This is a genomic window from Kaistella palustris DSM 21579, assembly GCF_000422265.1.
Classification (GTDB): Bacteria; Bacteroidota; Bacteroidia; order Flavobacteriales; family Weeksellaceae; genus Kaistella; species Kaistella palustris.
On record NZ_AULL01000013.1, the window covers coordinates 44,607 to 61,732 of the forward strand.

At 41.4% G+C, this 17,126-nt stretch carries 18 protein-coding genes; 7 read left to right on the forward strand and 11 right to left on the reverse strand.

Features of this window, described 5'->3' with window-relative positions; genetic code table 11:
* Positions 1-74: 74 nt before the first annotated feature.
* From H562_RS0103580 to H562_RS0103590, 3 genes are all read right to left on the reverse strand, one after another.
* Positions 75-665, reverse strand: a complete 591-nt coding sequence (locus H562_RS0103580) for a Crp/Fnr family transcriptional regulator (protein WP_027376245.1) — start codon at positions 663-665, stop codon at positions 75-77.
* An 11-nt stretch (positions 666-676) separates the two neighbouring features.
* Positions 677-1,051, reverse strand: coding sequence for a bacillithiol system redox-active protein YtxJ (ytxJ, locus tag H562_RS0103585; RefSeq protein ID WP_027376246.1), 375 nt, complete (start codon positions 1,049-1,051; stop codon positions 677-679).
* Between the two features lie 90 nt (positions 1,052-1,141).
* Positions 1,142-1,678, reverse strand: a complete 537-nt coding sequence (locus tag H562_RS0103590) for a YfiT family bacillithiol transferase (protein ID WP_027376247.1) — start codon at positions 1,676-1,678, stop codon at positions 1,142-1,144.
* Positions 1,679-1,799: 121 nt separating this feature from the next.
* Between H562_RS0103590 and pncA the strand changes: the two genes are divergently transcribed.
* Both pncA and H562_RS0103600 read left to right on the forward strand, forming a co-directional pair.
* Positions 1,800-2,405 (forward strand): bifunctional nicotinamidase/pyrazinamidase, encoded by a 606-nt coding sequence (gene pncA, locus H562_RS0103595; RefSeq protein ID WP_027376248.1) that lies wholly within the window; start codon positions 1,800-1,802, stop codon positions 2,403-2,405.
* Between the two features lie 100 nt (positions 2,406-2,505).
* The gene (locus H562_RS0103600; protein ID WP_027376249.1) at positions 2,506-4,065 is read left to right on the forward strand and encodes a S41 family peptidase; all 1,560 of its coding nucleotides are present in this window, start codon (positions 2,506-2,508) and stop codon (positions 4,063-4,065) included.
* Here the strand turns inward: H562_RS0103600 and H562_RS0103605 are convergent.
* Positions 4,043-4,468 (reverse strand): SRPBCC family protein, encoded by a 426-nt coding sequence (locus H562_RS0103605; protein WP_027376250.1) that lies wholly within the window; start codon positions 4,466-4,468, stop codon positions 4,043-4,045. The genes H562_RS0103600 and H562_RS0103605 overlap by 23 nt on opposite strands.
* Positions 4,469-4,650: 182 nt before the next feature.
* Complete coding sequence (locus tag H562_RS0103610; RefSeq protein WP_027376251.1) at positions 4,651-5,028, reverse strand: GreA/GreB family elongation factor; 378 nt, start codon at positions 5,026-5,028, stop codon at positions 4,651-4,653.
* Positions 5,029-5,615: 587 nt separating this feature from the next.
* Here H562_RS0103610 and tpx point away from each other — a divergent pair.
* Positions 5,616-6,101, forward strand: a complete 486-nt coding sequence (gene tpx / locus H562_RS0103615; RefSeq protein ID WP_034690696.1) for a thiol peroxidase — start codon at positions 5,616-5,618, stop codon at positions 6,099-6,101.
* 95 nt (positions 6,102-6,196) lie between these two features.
* Here the strand turns inward: tpx and H562_RS0103620 are convergent, their stop codons facing one another.
* Positions 6,197-6,892, reverse strand: a complete 696-nt coding sequence (locus tag H562_RS0103620; protein ID WP_034690606.1) for a peptidoglycan DD-metalloendopeptidase family protein — start codon at positions 6,890-6,892, stop codon at positions 6,197-6,199.
* 147 nt (positions 6,893-7,039) lie between these two features.
* The gene (locus H562_RS0103625; protein WP_027376254.1) at positions 7,040-9,025 is read right to left on the reverse strand and encodes a urocanate hydratase; all 1,986 of its coding nucleotides are present in this window, start codon (positions 9,023-9,025) and stop codon (positions 7,040-7,042) included.
* Between the two features lie 343 nt (positions 9,026-9,368).
* Between H562_RS0103625 and H562_RS0103630 the strand changes: the two genes are divergently transcribed.
* A complete protein-coding gene (locus H562_RS0103630; RefSeq protein WP_027376255.1) occupies positions 9,369-9,839 on the forward strand; it encodes a DUF3347 domain-containing protein in 471 nt (156 codons plus the stop codon).
* 3 nt (positions 9,840-9,842) lie between these two features.
* Here the strand turns inward: H562_RS0103630 and H562_RS0103635 are convergent, their stop codons facing one another.
* The 3 genes from H562_RS0103635 to H562_RS0103645 all read right to left on the reverse strand — a co-directional run bounded on the left by H562_RS0103635 (position 9,843) and on the right by H562_RS0103645 (position 11,524).
* On the reverse strand, positions 9,843-10,814 hold the full coding sequence (locus H562_RS0103635) for a phosphatidylserine decarboxylase (protein WP_084466321.1): 972 nt from the start codon (positions 10,812-10,814) through the stop codon (positions 9,843-9,845).
* A gap of 138 nt (positions 10,815-10,952) precedes the next feature.
* A complete protein-coding gene (locus H562_RS0103640; RefSeq protein ID WP_027376257.1) occupies positions 10,953-11,243 on the reverse strand; it encodes a hypothetical protein in 291 nt (96 codons plus the stop codon).
* A 44-nt stretch (positions 11,244-11,287) separates the two neighbouring features.
* Positions 11,288-11,524 carry a hypothetical protein gene (locus tag H562_RS0103645; RefSeq protein ID WP_027376258.1) on the reverse strand — a complete coding sequence of 79 codons (237 nt, stop codon included), beginning with the start codon at positions 11,522-11,524 and terminating at the stop codon, positions 11,288-11,290.
* Between the two features lie 235 nt (positions 11,525-11,759).
* On the opposite strand from H562_RS0103645, the gene H562_RS0103650 reads away from it, so the two are divergent.
* The 3 genes from H562_RS0103650 (at position 11,760) to H562_RS0103660 (ending at position 16,445) form a co-directional block, all read left to right on the forward strand.
* Positions 11,760-14,213 carry an FtsK/SpoIIIE family DNA translocase gene (locus H562_RS0103650; RefSeq protein ID WP_034690609.1) on the forward strand — a complete coding sequence of 818 codons (2,454 nt, stop codon included), beginning with the start codon at positions 11,760-11,762 and terminating at the stop codon, positions 14,211-14,213.
* 63 nt (positions 14,214-14,276) lie between these two features.
* Positions 14,277-14,924: a LolA family protein gene (locus tag H562_RS0103655; protein ID WP_027376260.1), complete on the forward strand. Its 648-nt coding sequence runs from the start codon at positions 14,277-14,279 to the stop codon at positions 14,922-14,924.
* Positions 14,925-14,990: 66 nt separating this feature from the next.
* Positions 14,991-16,445, forward strand: coding sequence for an LptF/LptG family permease (locus H562_RS0103660; protein WP_027376261.1), 1,455 nt, complete (start codon positions 14,991-14,993; stop codon positions 16,443-16,445).
* Here the strand turns inward: H562_RS0103660 and H562_RS0103665 are convergent, their stop codons facing one another.
* Positions 16,446-17,015 carry a glutathione peroxidase gene (locus H562_RS0103665; protein WP_027376262.1) on the reverse strand — a complete coding sequence of 190 codons (570 nt, stop codon included), beginning with the start codon at positions 17,013-17,015 and terminating at the stop codon, positions 16,446-16,448.
* Positions 17,016-17,126: the final 111 nt, after the last annotated feature.

Genomic DNA, 17,126 nt, shown 5'->3' on the forward strand with positions numbered 1-17,126 from the left:
CAGAAAATAGTTATAAGACAAAAGCAGGTTTTTAAAGCCTGCTTTTTTGATTTCTAAATTTGCCATGTAATCATTTACGACGGTTGAAAATTCTTGCGCGCAAGTTCTTTTCTTACCCTGCTCAGACTTTCCGGCGTAATTCCCAGATAAGAAGCCACCATCCATTGTGGCACTCTGAGGAGAATATCAGGATACATCTTAATGAAATTCATATAGCGTTCCTCAGCGGTTTCTGCCAGCAGCGAATTCAGTCGGTTCTGCAAATTGCGGATGTGTTTCTGAAGCAGAAGGTCATTGTTTTCCACGGTTTGCGGATACTGTTCCACCAGTCTTACAAAAAAATCATTTTCGAGCAGAAGGACTTCAGAATCTTCCACCGCCTCTATAAAATAGTTCGATTTCTCATTGAAATAAAGTGAGCTGCGGTCCGACATCAACCATTTCTCCGGCGCAAACTGAATGATATGTTCTTTACCGTTTTTATCAATTGAAAACATACGGAGCAAACCTTTCTCCACAAAAAAAGTTTCGCGGCAAACCTCGCCTTCACGCAGAAGATATTCGTTTTTTGAAACTTTCCTGGTATGATAAAAACTGCTGCAGGACGAAACTGCTTCTTTCGGAATCTCCAGGATCTCTGAGAGATAACTTTCAATATTTTCCATATAAAAATAAGTTAAAGCAGTGAGACGGAAATACTCTGGTGAGACGCATCTTTCACGGCTTTCCCCTGCTCCAGCACAATAAGCTGTGGGCTTTGGTGCGTAACATCCAGTTCAGCGGCAATCCTGTTCGAAATGTCCCTGTGTGCGATCAGGTCCAGGAAATAGTAAGAAACTTCTTTTTCTGACTCACGAACTTCTTGTTCAAAATTTTTCAGAACTGTTTTACTGATGAAGCATCTTGTAGAATGCTTGAAGATGGCGACTTTCTTTTCAAATGATTCAGCCACCGCTTTATTTAGATCGGTTTCGTCTTTAATTTCTTTCCAAAACGTGCCCGATTGATTCTCAATTTCTCCGCCACCGAAAATTTTATTTAAAAGTCCCATTTTATCTTATTTATTGTTGATAATTAATGAGTTGGCTAAATGATTCCGTGTACAACCCATTTTTAATTTGATGTAAAAGTACAGTTTTATTTACCAGCCTTTTTCTTTCTTAAGGTTTTCGATATGCGCAAAATGATGGTCACAATGCCAGGCATAGAACACCAGACTTTCTCGAAGTGAAATATTTCTGTTCTGTTCTGGGTGATAGAAAGTGCTGTCGAATTCCCGGTTCGTAAGTGCTTTCAGTTCATAAACCCACCGTTCGTGCAGTCCTTTTAATATAGTCAGTGCAGGATCTATCCCTATACTGAAACTGTCCTGAAGTTCAGCCCAATGCGCTTCGTCATAGGTTTTCACTGCAGGATTATTTTCGGTAAGAGCCAGTTTGAAACGGATATAGCTCATCATATGACTGTCGGAAAGGTGATTTACCAGTTGCCGCACCTTCCAGCCGCCCTCGCGGTATTGAGTATCGAGTTGCTCGTCGGTCCAGTTACCGATGAGATTTTCCAGTTTTGCAGGAAAGTTTTGCAACGTTTTTATGCATTCATCAATATCAGGATCCGAAATTTCCTCAGGAATCTGAAACTCCCCGAGCGGATATTTTTTAAGTTCTAAATTGTCCATTATATATTTCTGTTTTTGGCCTTTTTGGCTTAATGCGCATTTTGGCTGAGGATTTGTGTTTACTGTATGTAAATTTACCAAAAATACCATCAATCCGGTGAAGGCCGGCAAAATTTAATATATGAAAAAAGCCCTGATCATTGTAGATGTGCAAAATGATTTTTGCGAAGGCGGTGCGCTGGCAGTTCCCGGTGCCAACGAGATCATTCCTTACATCAACCTTTTAATGGAAGAAAATGAATACGACCAGATTGTGCTCACACAGGACTGGCATCCCGCAAACCACAAAAGTTTTGCCTCTACAAACGGTAAAAAAGTTGGTGATACAATTATACTTAATGGAATTCCGCAGTTCATGTGGCCGGACCATTGCGTGCAGGGCACATTTGGCGCGGAGTTTCACAAAGATCTGAACCGTGATAAAATCACGCACATCATTCAGAAAGGTACAAACACAGAGTTCGACAGTTACAGCGGCTTTCAGGATAACAACCATTTTGTAAAAACCGGTCTGGATGATTTCCTAAAATACCACGATATCGAACTTTTGGAAATCGCCGGTCTTGCGATGGATTACTGCGTAAAATATACCTGTCTGGATGCGGCGAAGTTGGGTTATGTGACCTGTCTGCATTTCAACGGAACTCGAGCTGTAAATGCCAAACCCGATAACGGCAAAGATGCGGTTTATGAAATGCTGCAGAATACAGTGACAATTTTGGGCTGAAAATTCTTGGAAAACTTATTTTAAACTTTACAGTATGTGTGGCGTTTTTTTAAAATTTCCGGTTTATCAGTTAGAATATTTATTTTTAAGAAAATTATAATTGAGACATTTTGCCCTTCTTTTTGTTGTTTTTGCCTGCACCTCATGTGTTTCAGTTAAGCGGTACAATGAAAAGCTTGAAATACCTGTTGCTGCAGAAAAACTTCGGAACGATGTAGACTTTTCCTATGCAAAACTGCAAAAGCTTCATCCTAACCTGTACTGGTATATTTCCCGTGAAGATCTTGAATATAAATTCGACAGTTTAAAAAGTACCATTCAGAAACCCTTAAGACCAAATGAATTTTACCAAAAGCTGGCTCCGGTTATCGCACAGATTCGGGAAGGTCATCTTCGCTTGGTATCAAATGAAAAACGGCTTACCAAAAAAGAAATCAAAGACCTTAAAAATCAAAAAGGTCTGCTGAGCCGCTACAATTTCCTGGTGGACGAAGACCGCATTTTTGTGCTCGATAATGCCGACAAAATTCCCAATATGGAAGTCGGCGGCGAACTGCTGAAAATTCATGATATTCCAGTGAAGGACTTGCTCGGGAAATACAGACCTTTCGTAAACAGCGACGGTTACAACACTACATTTCAAAAGTATATGCTTGCTAAAAGATGGCCGCAATATTTTACTTCGGAATTTGGTATTCTCGACAGTGTAAAAGTAGAAACAAAGTACCAAAACAATGTAAGGTCCTTTTACCTGCACCGCGAAAAAATGAGCGCCGCCGAAAAGAAGAAAGACAAACTGGAAAATAAGAAACTCAGCAACAGCGAAACAGGCAAGACCAGGGATTACAACATCTATACGAGAACCTATAACCGCGACCTGCAGTTTCCCACAGCCGACAGCGCTGTGGCTTACATGAAAATAAAAACGTTCTCAGGTGTTTATTCACGGAGATTTTACAGGCAAAGTTTTGCGCAGCTGCAAAAATCACCGGCAAAGACTTTAATCATCGACATCCGCAATAATTTAGGCGGCTCGCTTTATGAGGTTAATAACCTGTACTCGTATCTTGTTTCAACAGATTTTCAGTTTATAAATGATATTGAAGTTACTTCACGCGCATCGGTCTTTCACGCCGACTATTTTCGGGGTTCGCCGCTTTATCTGATACCGCTCCAGGCACTGTCTTATCCGATATATCTGGCAGGAACTGCATTTTCTACAAAAAAAGTAGCTCACCGTTTCTACCTTAGAAATAATGGATTTTTCAGTTTAAAGAAACCAAAGAGAAATAACTTCAAAGGTAAGATCTATGTATTGATCAACGGCAGCAGTTTTTCTGCGGCATCAATTTTAGCTGCTAAATTAAAAGGCGACGGCAGAGCGTTTTTGGTCGGCGAAAAAACCGGCGGCGCCAATGACGGAACCGTGGCAGGCCGCTACTCTACAGAGAAATTGCCGGGATCTGAACTTTATCTGCCAATCGGCTTAATGCTCATTCAACCTCACATCAATTTTACTCATACTGAAAAAGGAGTAACTCCAGACTTCAGAATTTTACCAACAATTAAACAGCTTTTAGAAAAAAAGGATGTGCAGCTGGACTGGATAATGAATGATCTCAAAAAAAATAAAGATGTTACTCCTCCGCAAGTTCCTTGACGATATTTAATGCGCGAGGGAAGCTGTTGGTAAAATATGTCAGGAATTCTTCGGCTGTGTTGATGGTCACGGTAAGTTCAGTGCCGTTTTCTTTTTCTTCGAGGTCGTAATATTCGATTGCCTCATCACCAAATGTCTTTTCCTGCGGAATTCCGTCGATGACTTCGCCATAATGCAGAAAATGCATCTTTTGGAAAGGAACTACCTTTTCCACCAGCGCAAATAAACCATGTTCTCCCGGCGATAAGAAACGGATCTCATTGCCTTCGGCAAGCTCGCCTTCATAGTAAGAACCTTTAATAAAGGAAGCGGTCCACTTTCTGTAGGTATCGTCGTCCCAAAGGGTGTTCCAGACTTTTTCAACCGACGCGTTGATAAAGACTGTGAACTGGATTTTTTTCATGGTTTAAAGTTTGATTGCGCAGTGAAACGTTATCGTTTCTCCGTCATTTGCAACAAAACAAATACCAAAAAACGATCTGCTTTTCCCAAAATCATAATTAACGATAGTTCGGGCAAACCGTGGAGATTAGAAAAAAAGCTCCCGAACCGGAAGCTTTGCGTAATCAGTTTTACTTAATTAATTTATGAAACCGGCTGTACACTCAGGATTTCAATCTTCTTTTCACCGTTTCTAAACGGCCAGCTGATGATGTCGCCTACCCGATTACCAACCGTCGCCAGGGCAATATCCGAAAGGATTGAATATTTACCTTTTTTTATTTTCTCCTTATTGCTCGGAACAAAATGGTACTGCTCTTCGGCATTGGTCGTATGGTCTTTAATTTTCACCACAGAATCGATGGTTACTACATCTTCCGGAAGTTCCCGGCGCAAAACCTGTTTTGCATTTCTCAGTTGTGTGGTAAGGATCTCTTCTTCCTGTATGGTGGTTTTTTTTCTTCTCAAGTGATCTTTGATCAAGTCATAAATTCCTGTGGTAAGTACGATATTGTTTGTCATAATGTTCTTTTTAATTCCCGATACGCATATTAAACTCAGGCAAGATCCGGCCAGATTTGATGACGGATTTTGCTAACGTATTTTGGGAAAGTTATTTAATTAATTTTTTTTAAAGCTGAATAATGCCCTGTCCTAAGTTATGACAGGGATTATGCAATAAACTCTTTGGAGTTTTTTAAAAAAATATCATCATGAAGATAAGACAACGACAACAAATCCCGGTGGGAGATTCTTTTCTTAGATGTGAAAAACATTGTTGTCATATTATACGGTTGAATTACAAACATAGCCCTTATTTCTAACAAAAGCAAAACTGAAAATTGCCGCATTTTTTTAATATTCAGTAAATTACGTACTGTGGCAGCTTTTACACCTTATAGATTTTAATGATGACCGTGATTGTAAGTGGATTTGTAAAACTAAAATGATATTTTTGTTAAAAATTACAGATTATGTTCACTAAAACGCTAGTAATCAGTTTGGGATTCTTGACTTTGTTTTCCTGCGCCGAAAAATCCGGTAATGAGCCAACGGCAAATAAGGCACAGGATTCTTCAAAAGTTTTACAGTCACAAAGTATAGTATTAATGGGTGGTAAACCGGTGTCGACTTACGGTAAACTTCCGGAACTCAATGCAAAGGCGCCGGATTTTGTACTGACCGACGTGGATATGAAAGACCAAAGTCTGGATTCGTACAAAGGAAAATTTGTTATACTTAACATTTTCCCAAGTGTTGATACTGGTGTCTGTTCCGCCTCTGTCCGGCGTTTTAACGAAGACGCTTCAAAATTACCGGGAGCTGTAGTTCTCTGTATTTCAAAAGATCTACCATTCGCACAGAAAAGGTTTTGCGGTGCCGAAGGAATTAAAAATGTGGTGATGCTTTCGGATTTCCGGTCAGATTTCGGGAAAATTTATGGCGTTGAACTCACGGATTCTGCGATGAAAGGCTTGTTGAGCCGTGCTGTTGTAGTGATCGATCCTGCGGGTAAAATTGTTTATGAAGAACAGGTTTCAGATATTTCGCACGAACCGAATTACGAGGCGGCGATCAAAGCGGTAAAAATGTAACAACTTCTGAGTCGGCAGCAGCTTTTCGTTCCTGTTTTTTTTAACGAATTTTCTACTTCTAAAAGGCCAGTTCTTTTTACCACCGAAATTCTGCCTTACGAAATGTCCATCGCTTTCGGCGGAATCTTCAGCAGGAGATTTGGGTCCGGGCAGTTCTCTTTATAGAACTGCAGATCTTTTGCGCTGCAGACTCCGGGATAATCACCCTTGTTATTAGCTATATTTTTAATGATTTGAAAATGCAAATGCGGCGCGTAATCGCCATTTACAGGTGATTTTCCTAAAGTTGCAATCTGGTCTCCTTTTTCCACGGCCTGTCCTACCCTTTTATTGTCCAGACTTTCCAGACTAAGATGTCCATACAACGTGTAAAAAGTAAAACCCTCGATTTCGTGCTCTATAATGATTGTCGGACCATAATCTCCAATCGCCGAATTGTTTTGAAAACTGTATATTTTCCCGTCTAGAGCACTCAAAACAGAAGTTCCCGCTTTGATCCACAAATCTAAGCCGATGTGAATATTCCGTTCGTCCGTGTTTTCCTGATTAAAATTTTCACTTCTTTTGTAGAGATTTCGGGTTTCCAGATAACCACCAAAAGCCACTTTCGCCTTATTCTCCAATAAATAATTTTCTACAAACCCTTCAAATTTTTCTGCATCGGTAAGATCCAAATCCAGGGTGTCGGTATGTGAAGCAGAAAGATCGATTGCCACATATTTTTTGTAATCAATGGTTTCGTCAATTACCTTGATGTTGGTTTGGTTTTGAAGGATTTGTTCTAAAGTCATAACACTGAAATTTTAAACTTTTGATTTCTGTTAACTGATATTTTGTTCGCAGCCCCGCTTGAACGGAGCTCTCCGCCGCGGCGGAAGCGGGAGTGGAAGACGGAATAAGCTGCCCAAATGAGATTGCTTGGTACTTCGCAATAACATTTAAAACAAACCCTCATCCACAAAATTCGGTAAGGTCACCTTCAAATTCGGCTCCACTTTCATTGCTCTTTTAATGGCGAAAACGGCACCTTCATTTCTTGCCCAGCTTCTGCGGGAAATTCCGTTGTTCACGTCCCAGAAAAGCATAGATTTTAATCTTCTGTCGGCATCGTCGCTGCCATCGAGCAACATTCCGAAACCACCGTTGATCACTTCGCCCCAACCAACGCCGCCGCCATTGTGAATACTAACCCAGGTCGCCCCACGGAAACTGTCGCCAATCACATTCTGAATCGCCATATCTGCCGTGAATCTCGAACCGTCATAGATGTTGGAAGTCTCTCTGTACGGCGAATCTGTCCCCGAAACATCGTGATGATCACGCCCTAAAACAACCGCTCCAATGTCTCCGTTTTTAATGGCTTTGTTGAAGGCTTCGGCGATTTTCATTCGTCCTTCGGCATCAGCATACAAGATCCTGGCCTGTGAACCTACCACCAGATTATTTTTCTGAGCACCTTTGATCCACTGAATATTATCCGCCATTTGCTGTTGAATTTCTTCGGGAGAATTCTGAATCATTTCTTCTAAAACGGCACACGCAATATCATCAGTTTTCTTTAAATCTTCAGGTTTTCCGCTCGCACAAACCCAACGGAACGGCCCGAAACCATAATCAAAACACATCGGTCCCATAATATCCTGAACGTAAGACGGCCATTTGAATTCTCTTCCCAAAGTAGGATTTCCCGACATTACATCGGCGCCGGCTCTGGAAGCTTCGAGCAAAAAGGCATTTCCGTAATCGAAGAAATACGTTCCTTTTTCTGTATGTTTATTGATGGCTGCAGCGTGTCTTCTCAATGTTTCCTGAACTTTTTCTTTAAATAATTCAGGATTTTCCGCCATCATTTTATTTGATTCTTCGAAAGAAATCCCGACAGGATAATAACCTCCCGCCCAGGGATTGTGAAGTGAAGTCTGGTCTGAACCAATATCAATTCTTAAATTTTCTTCATCAAATTTTTCCCACACATCCACGATGTTTCCAAGGTAAGCCAACGAAACCGTTTCTTTATTTTGCTGCGCACTTTTGACCCTCGCTACCAATTGATCTAAGTTTTCATGGATTTCGTTCACCCATTTTTGGTCGTGCCGGATTTTTGTGATCTTTGGGTTTACTTCGGCAATAACGGTAACACAGCCTGCGATGTTCCCGGCTTTTGGCTGCGCACCCGACATGCCGCCAAGACCTGAAGTGACAAATAACCCACCTTTCGGATCTTTTTTAATTTTCCTGAAAGCATTGAGCACGGTTATAGTGGTACCGTGAACGATTCCCTGCGGACCGATATACATGTAACTTCCCGCTGTCATTTGTCCGTATTGCGAAACTCCCAATGCGTTCATTTTTTCCCAGTCGTCGGCTTTGGAATAATTAGGGATTACCATTCCATTGGTCACAACCACGCGCGGTGCATCTTTGTGACTGGGGAAAAGCCCCATCGGATGGCCGGAATACATTGTTAAAGTTTGCGCGTCGGTCATTTCCGACAGGTATTTCATAGTCAACAGATATTGCGCCCAGTTTTGGAAAACCGCGCCATTACCGCCGTAAGTGATCAATTCGTGCGGATGTTGTGCCACAGCATAATCTAAATTATTCTGGATCATCAGCATGATCGCTTTCGCCTGCTCCGACTTCCCGGGATATTCGCTGATCGGCCGCGCTCTCATTTCATAATCCGGGCGAAAACGGTACATGTAAATCCTGCCGTATTGCTCCAGTTCTTCCTTAAATTCCGGCAGAAGCTCAGCATGAAATTGGGGCTCGAAATACCGCAGCGCATTTTTTAGTGCGAGTATTTTTTCCTCGTCTGTAAGTATGTCTTTTCGTTTGGGAGCGTGATTTATTGTAGAATCAAAAGGTTTTGGAGCAGGAAGTTGCGCGGGAATGCCCGCCAGGATCTGTTGTTGGAAAGTCATGATTTAATATGGGTAAAAAATTTTTACAGGTTTAAAGATATTGAAATTATAAAATAAAAACCACAGAAATTTCTGAATTCTTAGCGAAAGCGCCGCCTGGCAGAGTAAATCTCGGCTATTCTAAAGATTGAAAATACCTGAAATAATTCACACTTTGATTTTTTAAACATATCTTATAATACCAACAACATAAGCTTTTCGTACATTTGTAACGCCTGATTTACGGAGCATTTTATATTGTAAATGGAAGTTTTTTTACCTATACTTTTTGTTTAATAAAGACTTTGGGCAGGATTATATTACACATCAAGAAGGTCATTAAATCCTTAAAGAAAGTTAAAAAATGAAAAAACTATTATTGGCAGCGTTACTTTCTGTAGTAGCGGCAATCCACATTTCTGCGCAAAAAAGCGATGCTTCAGTTTCGAAACTGTTCCAAAATTACCTTGATATCAAAAACAGCCTAGTGGCGGACCGCTCCGATGGTGCGTCCAGAGCAGCGGCCGATCTTTTAAAGTCCGCGGCGCAAATTAATGCAAAGACGCTCGCACAGAACGAACTTCAAACCATCAAACAGAATGCTTCGAAAATCAGTACTGCAACGAGCATCAAGATCCAACGCGAATCCTTTAACAACCTGTCAGAAAACATGATGTTGCTGGCCCGAAAATTTAAACTGGCCGATCAGACTGTATTTATTCAGTATTGTCCTATGGCAAAGGCAAGCTGGTTAAGTGCAGAAAAAAAGATTCAGAATCCCTACTACGGGAGTTCCATGCTGACTTGTGGCACTGTGAAAAACGAACATAAATAAAGACTAAAAACTTACGCCGATCCGCTCGCCCATTTTCACTGTGGTTTCGAAACCTTTCGCCGTATTTTTTAAGAAATCGGGGTCGATCCTGATCTTGTCTTTCTCGAAAATCAGAACCACGGTTGACCCGCCAAACTTAAAGAAACCTTTTTCCTCGCCCTTTTTTACGGTATTTCCTTTGAAGGTGGTGATCATGCTGCCGACCATTGTGGCGCCGACTTCCACCATTACCACATCACCAAAAACAGGATTTGTGATCACACTGTATTCCCGTTTATTCAGCCAGAAGATTTCGAGCTTTTTGCGCAGTGCCAAAGGATTCACAGAGAAATAATCACCGGTAATTGTATGATTGCGGCCCACTCTTCCACCGACCGGAAAATGGTAGCGGTGATAGTCCGGCGGCGCAAGCCTGAAAATAAGCAATGAACCATCGCGGTATTTTTCGGCAAGTTTCGGATCATCTAAGAACGTAGCAACATCAAACCGGGCGCCTTTCACAAAAAAATCAGCATTGTGAATATCAGCGTAAGCCAGAACTTTTCCGTCGGCGGGCGAAACGGCAATACTGCTGTCGCCGGCAATTGGTCGGGCCTCGGGTTTCAGTTTTCTGTAAAAGAATTCATTAAAGGTTTTGAATTTTTTCTTTTGCGAAATCGACATATCTACGCCAAAATCTTTAATAAAAGGATCGATCAGTTTTACCGAAGAAGCCCTGTCCATGCGGTTTCCGTAAACTGTAGAAACAATTTTCCGCCGTGCAAAAGTTGAGAGCGTAGCCTCGCCCACGGGATTGTGATATAGCCAGACCAACCACGATTCACCCGGTACCTTTTCGGTTTTCATCGCTCCGCTAACCCTGTCGTAATAATGGATTGCGTTTTGCGAAGGAAGAGGATAAAGTGCGATTCCCAAAAAAACAGCGATGAAAAGGAAAGTGACGGCCCATCTTCTTCGTGATCTTTTAAATTTCATATTTTTTCACAATCTTATACGCAAATATAAGCATTGTGTTAATGATTTTACCGTGGCTTAATTACGAGTTTAACGCGTTAAAAATAAAAAAGCCGTTTTCGCGCGGTGCGGAAACGGCTGTTGAACTGCAGTATTTTTTTACAGTAGATCTTCGTTGGTTTCTTCGTGATTGTCCTCATTGTCGCTAAGGCTGTAGAAATTGTTTTCCTCATCCTCGGAACCAATCTCCTCCATGGCATCATCGGCTGCCGAACCCGGAACGTCCAGATCATCGCCAAGCCTTTCAGGACTGTTATCCTCCGTTAATATGGGATTGCCGTTACCATCCAGGGGAACTGCTTCCTCCTTATTGAAAATATCATTTTCAGGGCGGTAATTCATTTCGCGCAGTTTCTCGTTCTGCTCTTCTCGGTTATTTTCAGGTGTCATTATAAATATTTTTAAAGGTTATTTAAATTTAGATTTTTAAGGTTTTAATCTTCATTGAGCTGATTTTTGTTATTTTCCCAGGCATCGTCATATGCTTTCTGTTGGTTTTCCCACGCTTTAGGCGGTACTGCATTTTCGGCTTCTTTTTTTACTTCCTCGCCGCGGGCTTCTCTTTCTACATTTTTAATGACGTGTTTCAGCTCATTTAAATTTTCTACAGGATGCTCGTTTTCTGTTGAGTGTCCTTCCTGTTCTGTATTCTCTATTCCAAAATTTTCCATAATATTCCGTTTTATTGAAAGTGAGAGTTCAATTTTTATTCCTAACTTCTTCAATTCAGCATATTCTTTTTTTAATTCTATCAGAACTTACCAAATACGCAACAGCAGGTTTCTCGCTTTATTATTTTCACCAAGGAAAATCTGCGATAGACGACCCGCACATTAAATTGAAATTATCTGCCGGGCACGCAAAAAATTCTTAAATTTTATTATTAAATTTGCTCTCATTCATATTATGGAAAAAAACATTAAGAAAAAACCCGCCAACACCGCTGAACAAAGCAAAATCCTCTCAAAACCACGCATCTTTTTCGGCGTTTTATTTGTTCTGATTTCCATCGTTCTCACCTTCTCCTTTATCTCGTATCTGCTTAACTGGAAGGCAGATCAAAGTCAGGCCGGAACGATGCTTGATAAAACGGTGAAATCTTCGAATATTTTCGGCAAGGCTGGCGACTGGCTGGGTAATCTTTTTATATTTGAAAGTATTGGAATTGCCGCTTTCGGTGTGGCATTCCTGTTTTTTGTTTTCGGAATGCTCATTCTGAAAAAAAACTATTTTAAGCCCTGGAAAACCATTGGTCACACACTTTTCTTCATCTGCTGGCTACCGATTTTCATGGGCGCGGTAACCGCGGGACAAGGCGTTCTAAGCGGTGTCTACGGCTTTCAAATCATGGATTTTCTAAATTCGGTAATCGGTGCGATGGGTTTATGGCTGGTGATAATTGTAAGTCTTGGCCTGTACGTCATCCTGGAATTTAATTTGAATCCGAACAATGTAAAAAGCAAACTCACAGACCTGAACGACCAGACATTGGGCCGGGTGAAAGCCCTGATTCCCAATTCCTCGCACAGTTTCGATGCTGATGCTGAGCTGGAAGAAGGCTCTGATGAGGACGAAGAGTTGCAAAACATCACCGTCACATCCGACGTGCAGGACAGCACGCTGGATTCGCAAACCGCGTTTGAAACAATAAAAACTCCAAATAAAACCTCTTTTGAAGAAATCCGGGAGAAAAATTCGCCTGAACTGAATTCCGGAACTCCTATTGACCTGACTCCTACTGCACCGGAAATTCCTGCAGGTGATATTTCATTTAAAGTAGAGGTTGCACAAACGGTAGATGTGCTGGACGAATCTGATAAAAAATCTCAGGAGCTTGTCGACAAGCACGGACTCTACGACCACAAACTGGAACTTGCAAAGTTTCAGATGCCGACACTCGATCTTCTAAGGGATTATGGTAACGAAGAAATCGCCATTAACAGAGAAGAGCTCGAAGAAAATAAAAACAAGATCGTAGGCTTACTCAAAAATTTCAATGTTGGCATTGCCGAAATTAAGGCAACCGTAGGACCAACCGTTACGCTATATGAAATCGTGCCCGAAGCGGGGATCCGCGTAGCTTCGATTAAAAAGCTGCAGGACGATATTGCGCTGAATCTCTCAGCTTTAGGAATCCGGATCATCGCACCGATGCCCGGCAAAGGAACGATCGGTATTGAAGTTCCGCGTAAAAATCCCTCAATGGTTTCTATGCGCAGCGTGATCGCCTCGCACAAATTCCAGAATTCAGATATGGATCTGCCGGTAGTTTTCGGGAAAACGATCTCCAACGAGATATTCATGGCTGACCTTGCGAAGATGCCTCACCTTCTCATGGCAGGAGCGACCGGACAGGGTAAATCGGTAGGTATCAACGCGATCCTAACTTCGCTGCTTTACAAAAAGCATCCGAGTGAACTGAAATTTGTAATGGTGGACCCGAAAAAAGTAGAACTTTCACTTTATTCAAAAATCGAACGCCATTATCTCGCAAAACTTCCGGATGGTGATGATGCGATAATCACCGATACGCATAAAGTCATCAATACTTTGAATTCCCTATGTGTGGAAATGGATCAGCGCTATGACCTGCTTAAAAACGCGTTCTGTAAAAATTTAAAGGAATACAATAAAAAATTCGCAGAAAGAAAACTTAATCCCGAAAATGGTCACCGGTATTTACCATATATCGTACTGGTCGTAGATGAATTTGCAGACCTTATTATGACCGCCGGAAAGGAGGTGGAACTTCCGATCGCACGTTTGGCACAGTTGGCAAGAGCCGTGGGCATGCACCTTATCGTGGCCACACAGCGCCCCTCGGTCAATGTAATCACGGGAATGATCAAGGCAAACTTCCCGGCCAGAGCGGCTTTCCGCGTAATATCGAGTGTAGATTCGCGTACAATCCTGGATTCTCCCGGCGCAGACCAGCTCATTGGGAAAGGTGATATGCTTTACTTCAACGGAAACGAAATCCTGCGCCTGCAGTGCGCTTTTGTAGATACACCGGAGGTGGAAAAAATTGCCGAATTCATCGGTGAGCAAAAAGGATATGCAAGCGCGTTCCTGTTGCCTGAATACTCGTCGGAAGAAACCACTTCTACAGTCGGTGCCTTTGATCCTAATGAAAAAGATGCCCTTTTTGAAGATGCTGCAAGAATCATAGTTTCTACACAGCAGGGTTCAACATCCATGCTCCAGCGGCAGCTGAAACTCGGCTATAACCGGGCCGGCAGAATTATGGATCAGCTCGAAGCCAGCGGTATTGTGGGCGGTTTCAACGGGGCTAAGGCCAGAGAAGTCCAGATCTCGGATCTGAATTCTTTGGAACAGTTTTTGGAAGAATTGCGCAAGTAAGCCAAAATATTAAACAAAAGTTTAACTTTTAGCTTTTTAATCCATCCAAAAATAAAAGAAAGAATGAAAAATATTTTACAGAAAATAATTATTGGAACAGCAACATTCGCTTTTGCGGTAAACGTTAATGCACAAAAAATCGATGCCAAAGCCAAATCGCTTTTAGATGCCGTTGCCCAGCAATATAAATCGAAAAATAACATATATTTTAAATTCATCTACGGAACAGGAAGCGGCAATAAAGTAACCAAGACCGATCCAGGCATCTTCTACTCTGCCAAAGACAAGTACAAACTTAAGATCATGGGTACTGAACAGATCTTTGACGGAAATAAGATTTACAATATCTCCGCAGAAGATCAGGAAGTTACGGTGGCGAAACCTACCGGAAACGAGCAAATGTTCTCGCCCCTGACCTACATTGAGGAATATAAAAAAGGATATAATGTTAAGTATATGGGAAAACTTGCCGTCAACGGCGTGAATTCTGATTATATCCTCTTGACACCCACCAAGAAAAACGGCATCAGGGAAGTGAAACTTTTCATTAATGATGCTAAAAAGCAACTGGTGAAACTCGAGCAGTTCTCCACGGACAATTCAGTGTCGGTCATTGCGATCAGCGACTACAAGGAAAATCAGAACCTGAGCGCGGACACTTTTACCTTTGATAAAAATCAGTACAAAAATTATATCGTTACAGAACTCTAAAAGTAACTTCACTCTAAAAAAAGTCACAAAGGATAATCTTTTGTGACTTTTTGGTAAATTTGCCTCATGATCAAGAAAATCGACGGCTACGTCATCAAAACTTTTTTCGGCCCGTTTATTTTTATTTTCAGTGTTCTGTTCTTCATTTTTGTTGTCAACATTATTTGGATCCGCCTTGCGCAGCTCACAGGAAAAGGTCTTGATTACTGGGAAATACTGCGGCTGCTGTCGTACCTCTCAGCGATTGTGGTACAGCTGGTGCTGCCATTAACCATACTTCTTGCTTCTATCATGACCTTTGGCGATTTTGGGGAACGGTATGAACTCGCCGCCATGAAAGCCGCGGGGATCTCGCTCACAAGAATCATGTTACCGCTTTTTATTGTTTCCTTTATATTTTCGCTCTTCCTTTTTTTCTTCAGCAATAATGTAATTCCTGATTTTCAGCGGAAAGCTAAAAATATGCTTTACAATATTGCCGCTACAAAACCTGCCCTTAATTTCACGCCCGGCCAGTTTATACAGCAAATCCCGGGTTACAGTGTTAAATTTGATCAGATCACGGGTGAGAATAAAGAAGATCTGAAAGGTGTTTTCATACATAAAATGGCAAATGCCTACGAAAACCAACAATCTATTGTGGCCGAAAAAGGGAAATTTGTGCCCGCGGCAAACAAGAATTATTTGAAACTTGTTCTTTTTAATGGTTATATTTTCGAAGAAAACATTGGGAACGTAGAATATAATCAGCGGTTGAAACAGCCGGATCAGGCGATAAAGTTCGATACGCTTGTCTCGCATTTCAACATTTCGGAACTTATTGATAAAGCGCTGGAATCTGAAAGCATCACCGATGATTATTCTTTTCAGGATTACTGGCAACTGAATACCACTATTGCCAAAGCAAAGCAGGAGAATAATAATGTACTGAAAAACATTAATTCAGAACTTGTGACGCAGACCAACGGCTATATTGGTTTTCTGGATAAGACCAAACCTTCGGCAAAGTCCACTGTACTGCCAAAAACCGACACGCTGCAGCAAAGGAAAAAGCAGGAAATGTATTACTCCGCTTTTAATAAAATTGAAAGTGTAAGGCAGATGAAAAATGATAAGGCGGGCCAAATCCAGGAACTCCACAAATATTTTTCGCGTGTGATCATTTATCAGCAAAGGATTTTTGCTTATTCTGTGACTTGTTTAATCTTCTTTCTGATCGGCGCCAGTTTAGGGTCGATCATCAGAAAAGGTGGTTTGGGATTACCGGTCGTGATCGCGATTGTGGTGTTCATCATTTTTTACGTGATCAATCTTTCGGTAGAAAATCTCGCCTGGTCCGGTAAAATGGATCCTTATCTTGCGGCGTGGCTGCCCAATCTCGTACTGTTTCCGTTTGGCGCATGGCTGACTTATAAAGCGCTGACCGATTCACAGGTTTTCGATATCGAAAAATACAGAGCACTTTTCAAACCCCTGATCGCAAGGTTTTCTAAAAATAAAGAACACGCACGGTACCGTTGATTATTTTAAATATTTCGTGATCGAATCGCTCGTAGGTTTGGTTGTGCTGATGAAACTGTCGATGAGTTTACCGTTTTCATCCACCAGAAATTTTGTAAAGTTCCACATGATTGTCGTATTTTTTACACCATTCAGGTCTTTATCGGTAAGATATTTGAAAATAGGAGCTGTATCATCGCCTTTAACCGAAACTTTAGCAGCCAAAGGAAACGTGACGCCGTAATTTTTTTCACAGAACGCACCGATTTCGGCGTTGGTGCCCGGTTCCTGTCCACCAAAATTGTTTGCAGGAAATCCCACGACAACAAGTTTATCGCTGTACTCTTTCGAAACTTTTTCTAAATCAGCGTACTGTGGCGTAAAACCACATTCCGAGGCAGTATTTACAATAAGGATTTTTTTGCCTTTGAAATCCGAAAAATTAATTTCTTTACCGTCAATGCCTTCTACTTTAAAGTCGTAAACTGTTTTCATAGTCTGTGTTTTATCTTGTGCTATTTCTTTTTTCTGGTTGGTGCAGCTCTGCAGAAAAGCTCCCGCAGATAGCATTAAGATAAATAATTTTTTCATTTAATTTTTTTTTAAAGGTATTGAAGAAAGGCCTCAAATTAAAGCCTCTTTTCTAAGAAGAAAAACAATGATATGTCGCTGCAGTTAACTAAAGCCAAACGCTGTGCGCAG